General features: G+C 70.9%; 18 protein-coding genes. 7 read left to right on the top strand and 11 right to left on the bottom strand.

Translation table 11 applies throughout. From position 1 onward, the window contains the following. Positions 1 to 119: 119 nt before the first annotated feature. The 3 genes from AB0O76_RS23965 to AB0O76_RS23955 all read right to left on the bottom strand — a co-directional run bounded on the left by AB0O76_RS23965 (position 120) and on the right by AB0O76_RS23955 (position 2,251). The gene (locus AB0O76_RS23965; protein ID WP_365494783.1) at positions 120 to 473 is read right to left on the bottom strand and encodes a hypothetical protein; all 354 of its coding nucleotides are present in this window, start codon (positions 471 to 473) and stop codon (positions 120 to 122) included. Between the two features lie 141 nt (positions 474 to 614). Next, positions 615 to 1,301: a response regulator transcription factor gene (locus AB0O76_RS23960; protein ID WP_365494780.1), complete on the bottom strand. Its 687-nt coding sequence runs from the start codon at positions 1,299 to 1,301 to the stop codon at positions 615 to 617. Continuing rightward, positions 1,298 to 2,251, bottom strand: coding sequence for a histidine kinase dimerization/phosphoacceptor domain-containing protein (locus tag AB0O76_RS23955; protein WP_365494777.1), 954 nt, complete (start codon positions 2,249 to 2,251; stop codon positions 1,298 to 1,300). Before AB0O76_RS23955 ends, AB0O76_RS23960 begins: the two co-directional genes overlap by 4 nt. A 197-nt stretch (positions 2,252 to 2,448) precedes the next feature. Here AB0O76_RS23955 and AB0O76_RS23950 point away from each other — a divergent pair, with 197 nt between their 5' ends. Next, complete coding sequence (locus tag AB0O76_RS23950; protein ID WP_365494774.1) at positions 2,449 to 3,966, top strand: alpha/beta hydrolase; 1,518 nt, start codon at positions 2,449 to 2,451, stop codon at positions 3,964 to 3,966. A gap of 28 nt (positions 3,967 to 3,994) precedes the next feature. On the opposite strand, the gene AB0O76_RS23945 is transcribed toward AB0O76_RS23950, so the two are convergent. Beyond that, positions 3,995 to 5,182 (bottom strand): helix-turn-helix domain-containing protein, encoded by a 1,188-nt coding sequence (locus tag AB0O76_RS23945; RefSeq protein ID WP_365494772.1) that lies wholly within the window; start codon positions 5,180 to 5,182, stop codon positions 3,995 to 3,997. 180 nt (positions 5,183 to 5,362) lie between these two features. Here AB0O76_RS23945 and AB0O76_RS23940 point away from each other — a divergent pair, with 180 nt between their 5' ends. Next, the gene (locus AB0O76_RS23940; RefSeq protein ID WP_365494769.1) at positions 5,363 to 6,289 is read left to right on the top strand and encodes a proline dehydrogenase family protein; all 927 of its coding nucleotides are present in this window, start codon (positions 5,363 to 5,365) and stop codon (positions 6,287 to 6,289) included. A 41-nt stretch (positions 6,290 to 6,330) separates the two neighbouring features. Next, entirely contained in the window at positions 6,331 to 7,962 is a 1,632-nt protein-coding gene (pruA, locus tag AB0O76_RS23935) for an L-glutamate gamma-semialdehyde dehydrogenase (RefSeq protein WP_365494766.1), read from the top strand. Positions 7,963 to 8,049: 87 nt separating this feature from the next. Here pruA and bla read toward each other — a convergent pair whose 3' ends face one another. From bla to AB0O76_RS23920, 3 genes are all read right to left on the bottom strand, one after another. Beyond that, positions 8,050 to 8,952: a class A beta-lactamase gene (gene bla, locus AB0O76_RS23930; protein WP_365494763.1), complete on the bottom strand. Its 903-nt coding sequence runs from the start codon at positions 8,950 to 8,952 to the stop codon at positions 8,050 to 8,052. Next, positions 8,949 to 9,833 carry an alpha/beta hydrolase gene (locus tag AB0O76_RS23925; protein ID WP_365494760.1) on the bottom strand — a complete coding sequence of 295 codons (885 nt, stop codon included), beginning with the start codon at positions 9,831 to 9,833 and terminating at the stop codon, positions 8,949 to 8,951. The genes bla and AB0O76_RS23925 overlap by 4 nt, the downstream gene beginning before the upstream one ends. A gap of 93 nt (positions 9,834 to 9,926) precedes the next feature. After that, positions 9,927 to 10,289, bottom strand: a complete 363-nt coding sequence (locus AB0O76_RS23920) for a MerR family transcriptional regulator (protein ID WP_365494757.1) — start codon at positions 10,287 to 10,289, stop codon at positions 9,927 to 9,929. Between the two features lie 86 nt (positions 10,290 to 10,375). Between AB0O76_RS23920 and AB0O76_RS23915 the strand changes: the two genes are divergently transcribed. Next, a complete protein-coding gene (locus AB0O76_RS23915) occupies positions 10,376 to 11,485 on the top strand; it encodes an alkene reductase (protein ID WP_365494754.1) in 1,110 nt (369 codons plus the stop codon). 9 nt (positions 11,486 to 11,494) lie between these two features. On the opposite strand, the gene AB0O76_RS23910 is transcribed toward AB0O76_RS23915, so the two are convergent. The 4 genes from AB0O76_RS23910 to AB0O76_RS23895 form a co-directional block, all read right to left on the bottom strand. Continuing rightward, positions 11,495 to 12,202: a nitroreductase family protein gene (locus tag AB0O76_RS23910; RefSeq protein ID WP_365494751.1), complete on the bottom strand. Its 708-nt coding sequence runs from the start codon at positions 12,200 to 12,202 to the stop codon at positions 11,495 to 11,497. A gap of 79 nt (positions 12,203 to 12,281) precedes the next feature. Beyond that, complete coding sequence (locus AB0O76_RS23905) at positions 12,282 to 13,454, bottom strand: lysophospholipid acyltransferase family protein (RefSeq protein ID WP_365494748.1); 1,173 nt, start codon at positions 13,452 to 13,454, stop codon at positions 12,282 to 12,284. A 92-nt stretch (positions 13,455 to 13,546) separates the two neighbouring features. Continuing rightward, on the bottom strand, positions 13,547 to 14,410 hold the full coding sequence (locus tag AB0O76_RS23900; protein WP_365494745.1) for a phosphatidate cytidylyltransferase: 864 nt from the start codon (positions 14,408 to 14,410) through the stop codon (positions 13,547 to 13,549). 295 nt (positions 14,411 to 14,705) lie between these two features. Beyond that, positions 14,706 to 15,305: a CDP-alcohol phosphatidyltransferase family protein gene (locus AB0O76_RS23895; RefSeq protein WP_365494742.1), complete on the bottom strand. Its 600-nt coding sequence runs from the start codon at positions 15,303 to 15,305 to the stop codon at positions 14,706 to 14,708. 76 nt (positions 15,306 to 15,381) lie between these two features. On the opposite strand from AB0O76_RS23895, the gene AB0O76_RS23890 reads away from it, so the two are divergent. From AB0O76_RS23890 to AB0O76_RS23880, 3 genes are all read left to right on the top strand, one after another. Continuing rightward, positions 15,382 to 15,909: a GNAT family N-acetyltransferase gene (locus tag AB0O76_RS23890; RefSeq protein ID WP_365494739.1), complete on the top strand. Its 528-nt coding sequence runs from the start codon at positions 15,382 to 15,384 to the stop codon at positions 15,907 to 15,909. A gap of 226 nt (positions 15,910 to 16,135) precedes the next feature. Further along, positions 16,136 to 16,939 (top strand): glucose 1-dehydrogenase, encoded by an 804-nt coding sequence (locus AB0O76_RS23885; RefSeq protein WP_365494736.1) that lies wholly within the window; start codon positions 16,136 to 16,138, stop codon positions 16,937 to 16,939. A gap of 198 nt (positions 16,940 to 17,137) precedes the next feature. Continuing rightward, complete coding sequence (locus AB0O76_RS23880) at positions 17,138 to 18,043, top strand: PP2C family protein-serine/threonine phosphatase (protein WP_365494733.1); 906 nt, start codon at positions 17,138 to 17,140, stop codon at positions 18,041 to 18,043. The last annotated feature ends 14 nt before the right edge of the window (positions 18,044 to 18,057 follow it).

Genomic DNA, 18,057 nt, shown 5'->3' with positions numbered 1-18,057 from the left:
CGCCGCCGGGCAGCCGGCCGATGGGCTTACGCACGGTCGGCGCGTACCGACCGCTCAACGTGCCAGGCGGCTTCGTGCCGCCCGCACCACTGTGCGTCATGCTGTTCGTGCGTCCTCGGCTACCAGTCGATGCAGGCCCGCGGGACGTACCCGAGCTTGCTGCTGTTGTTCGGGCCGCCGTAGAGCCACTGGGTGCTCGTCTTGCCGCAGAGCTTGTACTTCTGGCCCGTGATCGGCTTTCCGTCGTTGCAGACGGTGCCCTTCGTGCCCTTGGACCACAGGCCGACGGCGGTGGCGCCGAGCTTCGCGTGCGTACGGATCTTCACGCTCTCCTTGGCGGGAACGTTGATGACGGCGGACTGGCAGTTCGGCTTCGCGGCGGCGGACACGTCCGCCGATGCCACGCCGGTCGAGAGGGTCGTGCCGATGAGAGCGGCCGCGGCGACAGCGGGGCCCAACAACCTGAACTTCATGGGGGGTTCGTTCTCCTTGTGGGGTGATTGATCAACAGGAGAACCGTATCCGGCCAGGTGGGGACATGGTCACGTCAGGGGGAGCTCGTTGCGGGGCTGATACGGCTGTGTAGGGATCGTGACTTTTTCAGCAGCGGCGCGTCAGCCGGTGAACCCCGGCACCACCAGGCCTGATTCGTACGCGATCACCACCGCGTGGGTCCGGTTCTGCGCACCGAGCTTGGTCAGCACGTTCCCGACGTGCGTCTTCACCGTCTCCAGGCTCACCATGAGCGACTGCGCAATCTCCGGGTTGGACAGGCCGGTTGCCATCAGCCGCAGCACCTCCTCCTCCCGCTCCGTCAGCGCCGCCTTCGGCAACGCCTCGGCGGAGCCCAGCGGGCGGGCGGCGACCATCCGGCGCAGGGCCGCCGGGAAGAGGATCGCCTCGCCCGCCGCCGCCACCCGCACCGCCTCCGCGATCTCCCGGACCGGACGCCGCTTGAGCACGAACCCGCTGGCCCCCGCGCTGAGCGCGGCGGTGACGTAGTCGTCGTTCTCGAAGGTGGTGATCACCACGACCTTCGGCCGTTCGGCCGGTTCGGCGAGGAGGTGCCGGGTGGCCTCGATGCCGCCCCGACGCGGCATCCGTACATCCATCAGGACCACGTCGGGGCACAGCCGCCGCGCCTGCTCGACCGCCTCGACGCCGTCGGCGGCCTCCCCGAGCACCGTGATCCCCGGCTGCGCCGCGAGCAAGGTGCGCAGACCGCTGCGGGTCACCTCGTCGTCGTCCGCGATCAAGAGGGTGACGGGGGCACTGGACGGGCTCGCGTCGGAGCCGGTCATGCCGACACCCGTACCGGCAGCCGGACCGCCAACCGCCAGTGCCGCGGCCCGTCCGGGCCGACCTCGATCTCACCGTGCCGCAGCCGGTCGAGCAGCTCGGGCAGGTCGGCCAGGGTCCGGGTCGGTGCCGTCTCCGCCGTCTCCTCGCGCAGTACGCCCAGTACGTAATCCAGGTCCTCAAGGGCGGACCTGGCCGACTCCTCGATGCTGCGCAGCGCGGCCCGCGCCGCCCCCGGGTCGGCGGAAAGGACCTCGCCCGCGACCGCCGCCTGGATCGTGGTCGCGGTCAGCGTGTGCCCGATCGAGTCGTGCAACTCGTGGGCCAGCCTGTTGCGTTCGGCAAGGCGCTGCTCCCGCTCGGCCATCAGCGCGAGCCGCTCGGCCGACGAAGGACCCAGGAGCCTCGGCGCCAGCCACCGCAGCACGCCCGTCACCACCACGCACACGACCGCCGCGAGCAGTAGGCAGCAGAGCGTCAACGCCCAGCTCTGCCATCCGCCGTCGGACCGCAGCGACCGGCCGAACAGGATCAGCCCGGCTTCGGCATCGAGCCAGTTCCCGGGGAGGGCGATCCCCATGAGGATCAGCACGCCGCTCGTCAGCGCCCCCGCCCACCCCAGCGCCACGTGCAGCAGCAGCCAGAGGGGAGTCCGCCAACGGTCGGCGCCGGATGGCACGGCGGCAGGGTCCGGCAACGGCACCCTCAGCAGTTGGCGGGCGAACGCGATCAGCGCCCGCCGCGTGGTGCGGGCCAGACCGACCAAGCCGATCAGTGCTGCCCAGACCAGGAGGACCAGGACGGCCTGCACTCCATAGGGAGCGGATGGCCACGCCAGCGTCGGCAGCAGGGCGAAAGGCAGCAGCGGAAGGCTCGCCAACGCGCCGCAGTAGGCGAACAGCATGCCCGAATACGTGGAGCCGCGCAGCAGCGGCCGAATTCCCCTGATCATGATCGCCCCAGTATCACCGGGCAGCTCACCGATGGCCTCCCCCGATCGAGGGAGCAATTTCTCCCGCCTTCCCGCGATGTGCATCCGCGACCCCGAAGTCAGGATCGTGCCCTGAGCAGTTGACCGGAGGACGTTTGATGAACACGTACGGAATAGGGGCGAGCATCGCTGTGCGAAACACGCGAATTGCCTCTCTCATGGCCGTCGGCGCCGTGACGGCTTTCCTTTCGGCACTTACACCTGCAACGGCCCCCGCTGGATCTGAGGCATCCGTGGCCAAGGACCCTCTGCGGCAGTACACGCAACAGACGCCGCGGTGGCAGCGCTGCGATGCGAAGAACCCCGCCACCTATCAGTGCGCGACACTCAAGGTGCCGCTGGACTACGGCAATCCCGGAGGCAAGAAGACGGACATCGCGATATCCCGGCTCAAGGCAAGCAGTGCGAAGGAACGTCGCGGCGTTCTGCTGCTCAACCCCGGCGGCCCCGGCGGTCCTGGCCGTGATCTGCCCGTCAGCGTGGGAGCGGAATTCCCCGAGGAAGTGAAGAGACGGTACGACCTCATCGGGTTCGACCCGAGGGGCGTCGGGCAGAGCTCGCCCGTCAGCTGCGGTCTGACCGGCGACGAACAGGACATGGAGCGCCCGTACAGGACCGGGACCTTCGCGAAGGACGTGAAGTGGGCCCGTACGGTGGCCGCCAAGTGCCAGGCCGAGGAAGGTGACAGGCTGCGCCACCTCACCACCCGCAACACCGCTCGCGACATGGACGTCATCCGTGCCGTCCTTGGCGAGAAGAAGATCTCCTACCTGGGGTTCTCCTACGGCACCTACCTCGGCGCCGTCTACGCGCGGATGTTCCCCCGGCGAACCGACCGGTTCGTACTGGACAGTGCGGCCGATCCCGCGCGGTACGGGCGGGGCATGTTCCAGGCGATGGGGGAGAGGGCGGAGCCCGCCTTCAGGCGATGGAGCGAGTGGACTGCCCGGCGGCACACGACGTACGAACTGGGCCGTACCCCGGCCGAGGTCCGCACGACGTTCTGGGACCTCGTCGCCCAAGCCGACCGCACACCCATCGACCGCGGTGGGACGCTCTTCACCGGTGACACCATCCGCGCTCAGCGCGCCACGTTCTCCCGCGTTCAGAAGGCCACCACATGGGTCGCCGAGCTGAAGAAGGCGGCCGAGAGCAAGAAGGCGGCCGAGGGCAGGAAGCCGGATCCGTCCGGCGCGCCCGAGCCGGTCCCGGGCCCCCTCCGGCCGGAGTCCGCCCGTGACGTCCCCCCGGACAATGAAACCGCGAGCGCCTGGGCCGTCCTCTGCGCCGACACCCGCACGTCGTGGCCGCGCGACCCCGAGCAGTACCGCCGCGACGCGATCCGCGACAAGGCCCGGTATCCGCTGTCCGGCGACTTCGAGTCCAACATCAAGCCGTGTGCCTTCTGGAAGCCGGGCAGCGAACCCAGGACGACAGTGACCAACAGGGTCCGTGCACTCATCCTGCAGAACGAGTGGGACCCTGCGACGCCCCCGGCCGGCGGCCGGGCCATGCACCGGGCCCTGCGCGGATCCCGGATGGTCACCGTCGCCGGCGGAGAGGGGCACATCGTCAACGGCACCAACTCCTGCGCGGACAAGCGCGCCACGGTCTACCTGACCACGGGCAGGCTCCCGGCCAAGGACCTGACCTGCCGAACGCACGACGGTTTGTGACCCTCAGGAGTGCCCTTACAAGTGGCCCTTACAGCCGTGACGTTTTCAGGACCATGTGCAGCAGCAGCCGGTCCTCGCCGTCGTCCAGGTCGAGGCCCGTGAGCTGCTCCACGCGCGACAGGCGGTAGTAGAGCGTCTGCCGGTGGATGCCCAACTCTGCTGCGGTGCGCCCCGCTTGGCCCGCACAGTCGAGGAACACCTCGGCGGTGCGGGCCAGTTCGCGGTGCGCGGGGGAGAGCAGCTCGCGGGCCACCGGGTCGTGCGCGGCCTCCGCGGGCAGGGCGGTGAGCAGGCGGTAGGGGCCCATGTCCGACCACTGGGCCACCGGGGCGAAGCGCGGTTCGGCGCGGGCCGCGCGGGCCGCCGATGACGCCTCCCACCAGGCGGCGCCGAGCTCGTCCAGGCCGTGCCGGGCGTTCGCGATGCCGGCTGCGGCGGGGCCCGCCGTGCTCGCGGCCCCCGCCGACTCCAGGAGCCGCGTGGCCGCGGACACCGCGGGCGTCAGCACATCGGCCGAACGCAGCCGGACCAGGACCGCGAGGCTCTGGCCCGCCGTGCCCCACGGCACCGTGCACAGGGCCGTCGCCCCCTGCACCGTATGGACCGATGGGGCGTCGTCCGGGTTCGCGGACGGCCAGGGGGCTACGCACACGACCGCGTGCAGGCCCTCGCCGCGCGGGCCGAGCGCCGTGCGCAGGTCGGCCACCGCCATGTCGCGCTGCCAGCCCCGCTCGGCGGTCAGGACCGCACGGAACTCGCGGGTCAGATCGGCGCCGGCCTGTGCCTCGTCGGCGAGCAGCGCGCCGATCCGGGCGGCCACCTCCATGGCCGCGCCCAGCTGGGCGTCCGTGGGTCCCGGCTCGTCGTCGAGCAGCCACACGTACCCCAGGACGAATCCCCGATGGCGTACGGGAAGGCAGATCCGGCCGCGGTAGACGCCCGCGTCCGCTGCGGGCGGGATGCGGATCGGGCCCGTCGCGCGGGTGATGCCGAAGCCCTCGAACCAGGTGCGGACCCCGGCCGTCGAGCGGCGCGTGAGGATCGACCGGGTGCGGACCGGGTCGAGGGCCGCCGCGTCGAAGTCGCTGTCGCCGCCGCTGTCGTGCGCGCCGAAGGCGATCAGCTCGAAGTCGCGGTTCTCAAGCGTCGCGGGGGCGCCGAGCAGGGCCGAGATCTCGTCGACCAGTTCCTGGTAGTCGCCTTTCACGCTGTCCATTCTGACGCAGTCCGCCCTCGCCTTCAGACAGATGTCTGAGATCCAGGGCACGGATGCGTGACAGGTGTCGATGGCCCAGGATCGGAGGGATCCTTAAGTTTCACGGTGGTTCTCCGTGCCGTACCGGTTCGTTACGCATATCCAGGTACGGCCATCGTTCTACTCCCCGTGGAGGTGCCCGTGCTGGGTCCCGTGATCCTCGCCGCGTCGCGCAGCGACAAGATGCGCCGTTTCGTATCGGCGGCCCCCGGCACCAAGCAGGTCGTCGACCGCTTCATCGCGGGCGAGACGGTGGACCAGGTCGTGCCGATCATCACGGACTCCGTCGACAAGGGCCTCGAGGTCACCCTCGACGTCGTCGGCGAGGACATCACCACGCCCGAGCAGGCCTCCGCCGCCCGCGACGCCTACCTGGAGCTCGTCGAGCGCCTCAAGGACCTGGGGCTCGGCACCAGGGCCGAGATGTCCATCAAGCTGTCCATGTTCGGCCAGGCGCTGGAGGGCGGCCACGAGCTGGCCCTCGCGAATGTCCGTCCCGTCGTCGAGGCCGCTGCCGCGATCGGCACCACCGTCACGCTGGACGCCGAGGACCACACCACCCTCGACTCGATGTTCGCCATCCACGAGGAGCTGCGGAAGGACTTCCCGCAGACCGGCTGCGTCATCCAGTCCTACCTCTTCCGCACCGAGGACGACGCCCGCCGCCTCGCCGGGAACGGCAGCCGGGTACGCATCGTGAAGGGCGCCTACAAGGAGCCCGCCGAGGTCGCGTACCAGGACAAGGCGGAGATCGACAAGGCGTACGTCCGCGTCCTGCGCATCCTGATGGAGGGCGAGGGGTACCCGATGATCGGGTCCCACGACCCGCGCCTGATCTCCATCAGCCAGGAGCTCGCGCGCCGCGCAGGGCGCAAACTGGATGAGTACGAGTTCCAGATGCTGTACGGCATCCGCAGCGACGAGCACCTGCGGCTCGCGGCCGAGGGCCACCGGATGCGCGTCTACACCGCCTACGGCACCGACTGGTACGGATATTTCATGCGCCGCCTCGCGGAGAAGCCGGCCAACCTGCTCTTCTTCGCCCGCTCCATCCTCACCAAGGGCTGAGCTCCCTTTCCCCCGACCCCCCTTAAGGAGATACGGAACTCATGGACTCTGTGACCCAGGTCCCCGCGCCGGTCAACGAGCCGGTGCACGGCTACGCCCCCGGTTCCCCGGAGCGTGCCCGTCTCGAGACCAAGCTCAAGGAGCTCTCCGAGAACCCCATCGAGCTGTCGATGACCATCGGCGGCGTCAAGCGCCTCGGTGGCGGTGAGCCCTTCCAGGTCGTGCAGCCGCACAACCACCAGGCCGTCATCGGCACCGGCCGTGGCGCCAGCAAGGAGGACGCCCAGGACGCGATCGACGCCGCCCTCGCCGCCGCCCCGGCCTGGCGCGCGATGTCCTTCGACGACCGCGCCGCGATCATCCTGCGCGCCGCCGAGCTGCTCTCCACGACGTGGCGCGAGACGCTCGCCGCGTCCACCATGCTCGGCCAGTCGAAGACCGCCCAGCAGGCCGAGATCGACACTCCCTGTGAGCTGATCGACTTCTGGCGCTTCAACGTCAAGTACGCCCGTGACCTGCTCGCCGAGCAGCCCGTGGCGAACTCGACCGGCGTCTGGAACCGTCTGGACCACCGCCCGCTCGAGGGCTTCGTCTACGCGATCACGCCGTTCAACTTCACCGCGATCGCCGGCAACCTGCCGACCGCCCCGGCCCTCATGGGCAATGTGGTCGTGTGGAAGCCGTCCCCGACGCAGACGCACGCCGCCGTGCTGCTCATGCAGCTCCTGGAGGAGGCGGGCCTGCCCAAGGGCGTCATCAACCTGGTGACGGGTGACGGCATCGCCGTCTCCGAGGTGGCCCTGACCCACCGCGACCTGGCGGGCATCCACTTCACCGGCTCGACGAAGACCTTCCAGCACCTGTGGAAGACGGTCGGCGAGAACATCGCCAACTACCGCACGTACCCGCGTCTGGTCGGCGAGACCGGCGGCAAGGACTTCGTCGTCGCGCACCCCAGCGCCGACCGCGCCATCCTCAAGACGGCCCTGACCCGCGGCTCCTTCGAGTTCCAGGGCCAGAAGTGCAGCGCGTCCTCGCGTGCGTACGTCCCGGCCTCGATCTGGAACTCCGGCTTCAAGGAGGAGTTCGCTGCCGAGGTCGACGGCATCAAGATGGGCGACGTCACCGATCTGTCGAACTTCATCGGCGCCGTCATCGACGAGCGCGCGTTCGCCAAGAACAAGGCGGCCATCGACCGCGCCAAGGCGGACGACACCTGCACGATCGTCGCGGGCGGCACGTACGACGACTCGGTCGGCTACTTCGTCCGCCCGACCGTCGTCGAGTGCTCGGACCCGGCCAACGAGGTCTTCACGACCGAGTACTTCGGCCCGTTCCTGGCGATCCACGTCTACGAGGACGACAAGTACGAGGAGATGCTGACCCAGATGGAGTCGGCATCGGACTACGCCCTGACGGGCTCGGTCATCTCGGGCGACCGCGCCGCGGCCGCGTACACGATGGAGAAGCTCCGCTACGCCGCGGGCAACTTCTACATCAACGACAAGTCGACCGGCGCCGTCGTCGGCCAGCAGCCCTTCGGCGGCGGCCGCGCGTCCGGCACCTGCGACAAGGCGGGCGCCCCGCAGAACCTGCAGCGCTGGACGCTGACCCGCGCCGTCAAGGAGACGCTGGTCCCGCCGACGGACTACTCGTACCCGCACATGGGCTGACGCCCCCCTCGGGCTTCTTCGCCCGTCCCCTGAACCCCGCCTCCGATCTGGGCCCCACCCCGGTCGGAGGCGGTGTTGTTTTCCGGGTCAGTCCAGCGCGTCGACGACGATGCGGGTGATGTCCTCGGCGATCCGGTCCTCGCCGGGGGTTTCCGGGTCGAGGCGGGTCGTGTAGACGGAGATGACCAGGGGTGCCTTGTCCGGCGGCCAGGCGACGGCGACGTCATTGACTCCGCCGTAGGCAGGGGTCCCGGTCTTGTCGCCGACCCGCCAGCCCTTCGGGAGCCCGGCCCGGATCCGCTTGTCGCCCGTGGTGTTCTCCAGGAGCCACCGGGTCAGCTGCCCGCGGTCGAGCGGGGCGAGGGCGTCGCCGAGGACCAGCTTGTGGAGGTTGGCGGTCATCGACGCGGGCGTCGTGGTGTCCCGCGGATCGCCGGGGATGTTCGTGTTGAGCTCGGGCTCCCACCGGTCGAGCCGGGTACGGGAGTCGCCGAGGGACCGCGCGAACGCGGTGATGCCGGCCGGGCCGCCCATCCGCCGCATCAGCAGATTGGCGGCGGCGTTGTCGCTGTAGGTGATGGTCGCGTCGCACAGCTCCCGTACGGTCATGCCGGTTTCGAGGTGCATCTCGGTCCTCGGCGAGGCCGAGACGAGGTCGTCACGCGTGTACTCGACGAGCACGTCGAGCAGGCCGGGCTCCTTGTCCCGCGCCCTGCGCAGGATCTCCGCCGCGGCGAGGACCTTGAACGTCGAGGCGATCGCGAAGCGTTCGTGCTCGCGGTAGCGGATGGACGCGCCGCTGCCGGTGTCCAGGGCGTGCACGCCGATGCGGCCGGGGTAGTCCTTCTCGAGCTCGCGCAGTCGGCGCCGAGCGTCGGGGAAGGCGGAAGCGCTCGCGGTGCCGGGTACGGAGAGGAAGACGGGCGTCAGGGCCGCGGCGCCGATGAGCGTCCTGCGGGAGGGGGCCATGCGGGAGGGGGATAAGTTCATGATCCCGACGGTACCGGCGTGCTGATCCGCCGGGCGAGGAAGTCGTCCATCAGCGTGCCGATCTGCGCGGCGTGCGTCTCCAGGGCGAAGTGTCCTGCGGGCAGCAGATGCACCTCGGCCTCCGGCAGATCGCGGAGGAAGGCGACGGCGCCGTCCCGCACGAAGATCTGGTCGTGGGCGCCCCAGACGGCGAGCAGCGGGACCTGGGAGGCGCGGAAGTACGCCTGGAACTCGGGGTACAGGTCGATGTTGGAGCCGTAGTCGCCGATCAGGGTGAGCTGGATTCCGTCCTGGCCGTCGCGGGCCATCAGTGCGGCGTCGTGGTGCCAGGCGTCGGGGTTCAGCAGGCCCTGGTCGGGGACCCCGTGCGTGTACTGCCACTTGATGCCCTCCAGGGAGCGGATCTCCCGTACGGGCGCGGCGGTCTTCTCGTTCGGCTCTGCGATGTACGCGAGGACGGGCGCCCACGCGTCGGCGCCGAGGCCCTTCTCGTACGCGTTGCCGTTCTGCGTGACGATCGCGGTGACGCGCTCGGGGTGCGCGAGCGCCAGGCGCAGACCGATGGGGGCGCCGTAGTCCTGGATGTAGAGCGCGAAGCGGTCCAGGCCCAGCTGCTCGGTGAACTCCGCGGTGATGTCCGCCAGTTCGGCGAAGCTGTACGTGAAGTCCTGTGCGGAGGGGGCTGCGGAGCGGCCGAAGCCGATGTGGTCCGGGGCGACGACGCGGTAGCGGTGGGCGAGGAGGGGGATGAGGTCGCGGAACATGTGGGAGCTGGTGGGGAAGCCGTGCAGCAGGAGGAGGGCGGGGGCGTCGGCGGGGCCGGCCTCGCGGTAGTGGATCTCGTGGCCTCGGACGGTGGTGGAGCGGTAGTGGGTGCCCATGCCTAACCCCTCAAGTTAACTTTGACGGTTGCGATGAGGTGAGTAGAGCACGTCGGCATCTAACCAGTCAATAAATTGTGAGGAGTTAGGTACTCAGTGGCTTCCAGTGGCCGCCGTGATCACCTCGTCCAGTACCTCCCGCGCCCGCAGCAGGTCAGCCACCTGGCGGTCGATCCTGGCCCGCTCCTCGGTCAGCTCGTCCACCAGCCACGGCGTCGCCCTCTCCGACGGGCCGCCGTCCTTGTCCCGCATGCACGGCAGGAGCTGGACGATCTTCGCGCTGCACAGGCCCGCCGCGAACAGCTCCTGGATGTGCACCACCCGGTCGACCGCCGCCTCGGGGTAGTCGCGGTGGCCGCCCGGGGTGCGCTCCGCATACAGCAGGCCCTGCGCCTCGTAGTAGCGCAGGGACCGCTCGCTCACGGCGGTACGCTTCGCCAGCTCGCCGATCCTCATGCCGTCTGAACCTCCACGCCCGAAGAACCTCAACGCTCGAATCTTCGCTTGAATCTCACACCGGTGTCAGCTTTTACCGTTCCGGCATGACGAACACCTCGCTTCTCGCCCCGTATTCCGCAGCCCGCATCGGCCACCTCCCCAACCGCATCGTCATGGCCCCCATGACCCGCGCCCGCGCCGCGGACGACGGCACTCCGCTGCCGGTCGTCGCCGACCACTACGCCCAGCGCGCGAGCGCCGGCCTCATCGTCACCGAGGGCATCTGGCCCAGCAGCCGGGGCCAGAGCGGCTGGCGCTACCCGGGGCTCCAGACCGCCGCGCACATCGAGGGCTGGCGGCGCGTGACCGACGCCGTGCACGCCGCCGGGGGCCGGATCTACGCCCAGCTGATGCACGGCGGCCGCAACGGCCACCCGCTGGCCCGCATCGACGGCGACCTGCCGCTCGCGCCATCGGCCGTCACCCCGCCCGGCCACGCGCACGGCCCGGACGGCAGCAAGCCCGACTACGTCGCCCCGCGCGAGATGAGCGTCGACGACATCCGCACGGCGGTCCAGGACTTCGCGGACGCCGCCCGCAACGCCATCGCCGCCGGCTTCGACGGGGTCGAACTGCACGGCGCCAACAGCTACTTGATCCACCAGTTCCTCGCGGACAACACCAACCTCCGCGACGACGCGTACGGCCGCGGCTCGATCGCCGACCGCATCCGTTTCGCCGTCGAGGTGGTGCGTGCCGTCGCCGACGCGGTCGGCGCGGAGCGGCTCGGGCTCCGGCTCTCCCCGGGCAACCCGCAGTTCGGCATGGCGGAGGCCGACCCCGGCCCCGTCTACCGCGCGCTGCTCGATGAGATCGACGGCATCGGCCTCGCCTACCTCCACCTCACCGACAACGACCGCTACCCGGCCCTCGCCGACCTGCGCCCCCACTGGCACGGCACGCTCATCGGCAACGTCGGCGAGAACGGCGACCCGACGACGCGGGAGGCGGGCGAGGCGGTCCTCGCGTCCGGGGTCGTCGACCTCGTCTCGTACGGGCGCGCGTTCATCTCCAACCCCGACCTGCCGGAGCGGTTCGCGGCGGGCGCGGCGCTCCAGGAGATCGACGAGGCGCACCTCTACACCAACGGGGCCGAGGGCTACACCGACTACCCGTTCCTGGAGCGCGAGTTGGTGTCGGCGCAGTCCTCGTGATCCGTGCGCTCAGATCTCCACCAGGACCTGGTCAAGGGATTTCCGTACGAGATCGGGGACCTGGCAGTCCGGCGCCGGATAGCCCACGGGGATCACCGCGAACGCCTTCTCGTTCTCCGGGCGGCCGAGCACCTGCGACAGGAACCGCATCGGGCTCGGCGTGTGGATCAGCGCGGCGAGGCCCGACAGGTGCAGGGCGGAGAGCAGCATCCCGACCGCGATGCCGACCGACTCGTCGACGTAGTAGTGCTTGTGCTTGGTGCCGTCCTCGCCGAGCCAGTAGCGCTGCTGGAAGACGACGATCAGCGCGGGAGCGTCCGTGAGGTGCGGTTTCACCTCGTCCGTGCCGAGCGGGCGGAGAGCCGCAAGCCATTCCTCACCCAGCCGTCCGTCGTACGAGATCTGCTCCTCGTGCTCGGCGGCCTCGCGGATGCGGCGGCGGATGTCCGGGTCCTGGACGAGGACGAACGTCCACGGCTGCTGGTGCGCGCCGGACGGCGCCGTCGCCGCGCACGCGATGGCGTCCCGCACGACCTGGGCGGGCACGGGGTCCGGCGCGAACTGCCGCACCGTGCGTCGCTCCCGCATCCGCGTCCGCAACTCGGCGGCGTGCGCGAGGGATTCGGCTTCGGGCATGCGCTCGGGGCGGTACGGCACGGAGCGGTAGGGCTCTCCGTGGATGGGGGTCCACGCTTGCTGCTGCTCGGTCTCAGACATGGTCCGATTCTGCGGTGGAAGGCGCGGCGGGCGCCATGGTGCAGACCAACTGTGGGAGCAGAAAGGCCTGTTCACCTGTTCAGGCCCACCCCGCCACGATGAGGGAGAGTCCGATCGTGAATCCGGTGCCGAGCAGCGCCAGGTACAGCCCGTAGAAGCGTCGAAGCCGGTGCACCAGGAAGCCGAAGGCTCCGAAGGCCAGGCCCACCGTGAGGGTGCGGGAGCCGCGCGAGAGCGCCGAGTGGGCCAGCCAGTCGGACGGGGCGATCTCGGCGCGGCCCGCTTCGTGTGCGTACACCTTGAAGGGGATGCCGTTCCAGGGCTGGTGGCGGACGGCCGCGGCGGATTCGAGGGTGAGTTCACTGCGGACTTCGGCGCGCATCCGGTCCGTCGTCAGCGGCTGCGGCAACTGGCTGCCCGACGCGGCCAGTTGGAGGGCGAGGAGCCCGCCCGCCAGGCTGCCGGCGAGGGCCGTGAGCGACAGTTTCAGGGCGCGGCGCGGCATCGCCACGCAGGCGATCGCGAGGAACAGCTCCGGCATCAGGGGCCAGCTCAGCGCCTCCGCGAAGGCCCAGGCGAAGGCGAGCGGCAGTCCCCACCGGGAGGCCACGACCGCCGCGGTCCGCTTGCGCGCGGCGGAGTCCCTGAGCGGTTCTCCGCTCGTACGGCGATGCAGTTCCGCCACCGCGTCGCGGGCCTCTTCCGGGGTGGCCGACGCGGGCAGCGGATCGCCGACGGCGACCCGTACGAGGGCCGGGCGGAGCCTGCCGTGCTTGGGCAGCAGGCGGTCCGTGCCCGCGATGGCGACCGGCACGACCGGCACGCGCGCGTGCTCAGCGAGGACCAGGGCGCCTCGGTGGAAGGCGCCCAGCTCGCCCGCCCGTGCGCGGGTTCCCTCCGGGAAGAGGACGACGGCCCGGCCCGCGCGCAGGTCGTCCGCCTTGGCGAGGAGGTCGTCCATGCCGCCTCCCGTGCGGCGTACGGGGAAGCCCGCGGCAAGGCGGCTGCAGATGCGCCTGCGCCAGGGGGAGGCGAACCAGTAGTCGGCGGCCGCGCCGATCGCCGGGGCGTGGCGGGCGTCGAGCGCCGCGAGCAGGGCGGCGGTGTCCGCGTGGGAGGAGTGATTCGCCACGACGACGCAGCCGCCGCGCGGCAGTTGACCCTTCCGCTGCACACCTCCGGTGAGGGTGAGCAGGGTCCACCAGAGCGCACGGCGGAGTCCGGCCGCGGGCCTGGTGGGGGTGAGGGGCACGTGGCTCGGTCGATCACCGCCTCCGCCGAGTTCGTCCTCAATCGCCGGACGGGCTGCATGTGCCCACCTGCGGCTCACAGTCCTCACGGTCCTCATAGCGTCACCACCATCGTCAGCAACAGCGCCACCAGCAGCGAATCGATCCGGTCGAGCAGCCCGCCGAACCCCGGCAGCCAGCTCCCCGCGTCCTTCACGCCCGCCTCGCGCTTGACCATCGACTCCAGGAGATCCCCGAGTACGCAGCCGACGAGCACCGCGGCCCACAGCACTGCGGAGAACGCGCCGACCGCGGCCAGCGCGGCGGCCGTCACCGCGGCGGCGCCGGCGACACCCGCCCAGGTCTTGTTGGGGGAGAGGGGAGAGAGCGGGCGGGACAGCAGCCCCCGGCGGCCGAGCGCCGTGCCGCCGCACCACGCGCCGACATCCCCGAACGCCACCGCGACCCCCACCGCGACGGCCGTGTCCCCGAGCAGCACGAGCCCACTCAACGACACCGGAATCCACAGCAGCCCGAAGACGGTCCGGCACGCGCGCGTGAAGCCCTGAGAGGCGTCTCCGGAGAAGAGGGCCACCCCCGCGGCGGCGATGAGCAGCACCCCCGCCGTCCGCAGGTCAAGAGCTCCGGGCGCGACCCAGGCGATCCCCGGCACCGCCACGGCGGACACCCCGAGCACCAGCCGCTCACCCCGAGGCAGCCCCGCCATCCGCGCGTACTCCCCGACGGCAATCACCCCGAGCCCGGCCGCAAGCACGAACGCACCCGCCCGCCCCACAAAGAACGCCCCGAGAAACAGCGGCGCGGCCAACGCCCACGTCCGCCACCGCTTCCGCAGCTCGCCCCGCATCCCCACCCGCGAGGGCAAGGCCGCGACAGCAACCCCACCCGCACCAAGCACCCCAGCAACAACGGGCAGGGCCCGCCCAGCGGCTTCGCCTGCAATGATCGCGGCGCTCATCGCGCGTCTCCGTTCAGGGGCGCGGCACCAAGCTTCCGCGACGGCTGGTCGGGTTCCCACGAGGGCAGCACCGCGACGACGCCACTGCGCGCCCCGGCGATCACGGGGGGCAGGGCCCGCCCGGCAGTCTCGCCTGTGATGAAACCGATCTGGGTCGTGGCGGTCCCCGGCGTCCGCGACTGCGGAGGCAGCGCCCGCGAGGGCAGCGCCGCGACAGCCACGCCGCCCGTGCCGCGCGCCCCGGCAACCACGGGCAGGGCCCGCCTAGCAGTCTCGCCTGCGGCGTACGCGGCGCTCATCGCGCATCCCCGATCTGAGCTGCATTACCCAACTCCCGCCACAGCCGCGCCAGTCGCAGCCCCGCCGTGAGCGCTGATCCCGCAGCTATCACCGCAAGCACCGGTGCGACCCAGCCCGACGCCGACGCCACCACGACCAGCGCGCAGCGTTCCGTCTTGCCGACGGGGCCGCCGTTGAGGCGTCCCGCGCCCGCCGTCGCGCCCGCCAGGGACACCCAGGACGGCAGCGTCGCCGCCAGGCCCGCCGTTGCCACCAGCCACAGTGGAGCCAGCGGCAGGAAGCCCGCGAGGACTATCAAGTCGGCTGTGCGGTCGCCCAGTTCATTGAGCAGTGCGCCCCTGCGGGTTGTACGGCCCGTGTCGCGGGCCAGTGCGCCGTCCAGGTTCGCGAACGCCAGGCGCGCGGCGAGCAGCGTCGCCACCAGCGGCGCCGAGACCCCGAAGGGCAGCCAGGCCAGCGCGGCCGCGGCGCCCGCCGCGCACACCACGCCCGCCGCCGTGAGGGTGTCGGGCGACACCTCGCGGCGGACGAGCGCGGCACGCACGCCGGAGAGCCGGTCCGCGTACCAGGGCTTGAGAGCGTAAAGGCCGTTCATGGGACCGACTCTGCCGTCGGACGGGCGGCGGCAAATCGGTGTGCGTACTCAGATCCGGGCTGAGTACGGTGGTGACGTGACCACCCTGCGTACAGCCCACACCAGCGATCTGACGGCGGCCGAACTGCGCGCGGCTCGCGACTTGCTGGACGACGCCTTCGGCGGTGACTTCAGCCAACAGGACTGGGATCACGGCCTCGGCGGCGTCCACGCCCTCGTGCAGGACGAGACAGGCGCACTGCTCGCCCACGGCTCCGTCGTGCAGCGCCGGGTGCTGCACCACGGCCGTTCCCTGCGCGTCGGTTATGTGGAAGCGGTCGCCGTCCGGCCCGCCTTGCAGCGGCAGGGGCTCGGCGGCCAGGTCATGGGCGCCCTCGAGCGCGTCATCGACGGGGCGTACGAGCTCGGGGCGCTCTCCGCGTCGGCCGAGGGCGAGCGGCTCTACCTGGACCGCGGCTGGGTCGAGTGGAAGGGCACGGTCGGCGCGCTCGGCCCCGACGGCGTGCTCCACCTGCCGGACGAGGACCCGCCGCTGCTGTGGGGCGCCGACCCGGACCCCTCGTACGAGCTGCTCTTCGACTGGCGCGACGGCGACATTCTGTGATGTCGAGGCCTCTGGCGGGGTTGCGACGGGGGTTTCTGCTGCCGGAGTCGGTGGACGGCAAACGGCAGTAGCCTACCAACTCCCCCTCTCCCTCCGGGAGTTGTCGCGACACACGGCGCAGGTGGACGGTGCTGCCTTCTAAGGTGTGCCGCGCGTCAGGCAGCCGCCCGCCCGGGCAGGCATGCGTGGCGCCGTCGCAGCAGCCGCCCCGCAGGAGGAGATTCCCGTGAACGTGTACGACTTGGAGGGGCGCAGGGCCCTGGTGAGCGGGGGCGCGCAGGGGCTCGGCGCGGGGATGGCCGAGGCGCTCGCCCGCGCCGGTGCCGCCGTCGTCGTCGCCGACATCCAGGAGGACGCGGGCCGGGCCACCGCCGAGGCCCTGCAGAAGGCGGGCGGCAACGCGGCGTTCGTACCCCTCGACGTGACCGACGACGCGAGCTGGGAGTCGGCCACCGCCCGCGCCGTGGACGAGCTCGGCGGTCTGGACATCGTCGTCAACAACGCCGGCGTCGAGATCTCCGGCCTGGTCGTCGACCTCAACCCGCGGGACGTCCGCCGGATGCTCGACGTGAATGTGCTCGGTGTCGCGCTCGGCACCAAGCATGCCTTTCGCACGATGCGGCCCGGCGGCCCAGCGGGCCGGGGAGGCGCGGTCGTCAACGTCTCCTCGGTGGCCGCAACGATCCCCTTCCCCGGCATCGCCGGCTACTCCGCGACGAAGTCCGCGGTCGACCGGCTGACCCGGGTGGCCGCCCTGGAGTCCGGCAAGCTCGGCTACGGCGTACGGGTCAACTGCGTCTACCCGGGCCTCGTCCCCACCGAGATGGGGACCCGGCTCGCCCAGGACATGGAGACCATGGGGCTCTGGCCGAGCGCGGAGGCAGCCGTCGGGCACGTCATCGGACTGACCCCGCTGGGGCGGCTCGGCGAGGTTGCCGACATCGCCGACGCCGTGGTCTTCCTCGCCTCCGACGCCGCCCGTTTCATCACCGGCGCGGGACTTCCGGTCGATGGCGGCATGGGCATGTGAGCGAATTCGGGACGGTGGATGAACGGTGGATGACGGTGGTTCAGGTAGTGGTTCGGGGTCATTCGAATATGCCAAAGGCGCCTGTCCCGCGCCGTTCCGTGCCCTAAAATCCCGGAGACGCCTCCGGTGAACAGAGCTGGCACAGTGATGAAGATTCCTCGGGAAAATGTTCGGTGCCTATGGGTGTGCGCGGGTGCCGTGGCCACCTTCATCGGTATTGCGTTGCGGCTCGCCGACGCCCATTTCGGTGCCCTCTGCTTCGCGCCGCTGCCCCTGCTCGCCGCTCTGGCGGCCGTGGTCCTGTGCCGCCAGGCGCGCGCCATCACTGCGCTGCGAATGGTGGCACGCACCCTCCAGGAAGGGATGCTGCGGCCGCTCCCGAGCCGCGTCGGCGGGCTGCGCACGGAGGTCCGCTATGTGGCGGCGCAGCCCGGAGCCCAGGTCGGCGGGGACATCTACGACGTCGTCAGCACACCCTTCGGCGTACGGCTGATCATGGGCGATGTCATGGGCAAGGGCATGCCGGCGGTCGGCACCGCCATGGACGCCCTCGGCGCCTTCCGTGAACTCGCCCAGTGCGAGGCCCGGTTACCCCTGGTCGCCCAGCGCATGGACGCGGCCCTCGCACACCGGGAGAGCAGCGAGGACTTCGTCACCGCGCTGCTGCTCTGCACGTCCGACGGCGAGGGCAGCGTGGAGCTGGTCTGCTGCGGCCATCCGCCGCCCCTGCTGATCCGCGCGCGCCGCGCCACGTTCGTGGACGCCCTGCCGCCTTCGCCGCCGCTCGGCCTCTTCGGGCTGCAGGACGAGCGGTGCCACTCCAGCGCGGTGCCGCTCGTCGCGGGCGACCGCCTGCTGCTCTACACCGACGGGGTCACCGAGGCGCGGGACGACGCGGGCGATTTCTATCCCCTCGCGGAACGCGCCGTGGCCCATTACGACGACGATCCCGGCACATTCCTCGACGCCCTCTCCGCCGATCTGACGCGGCACACCAAGGGACGGCAGATAGACGATGCCGCTCTTCTGCTTGTCGATTTCGGAGACATTCGATCCCACTCCGAACAACCGCATTCAGAAAATCCGCGATCGCTCCGGATCTGACAAAGAAAAGCAAG

It is taken from the genome of Streptomyces sp. NPDC086554 (assembly GCF_040686095.1).
Lineage (GTDB): Bacteria > Actinomycetota > Actinomycetes > Streptomycetales > Streptomycetaceae > Streptomyces.
The sequence above is the reverse complement of the archived record's forward strand: the minus strand, read 5'-3'. Positions and strand labels throughout refer to the sequence as shown.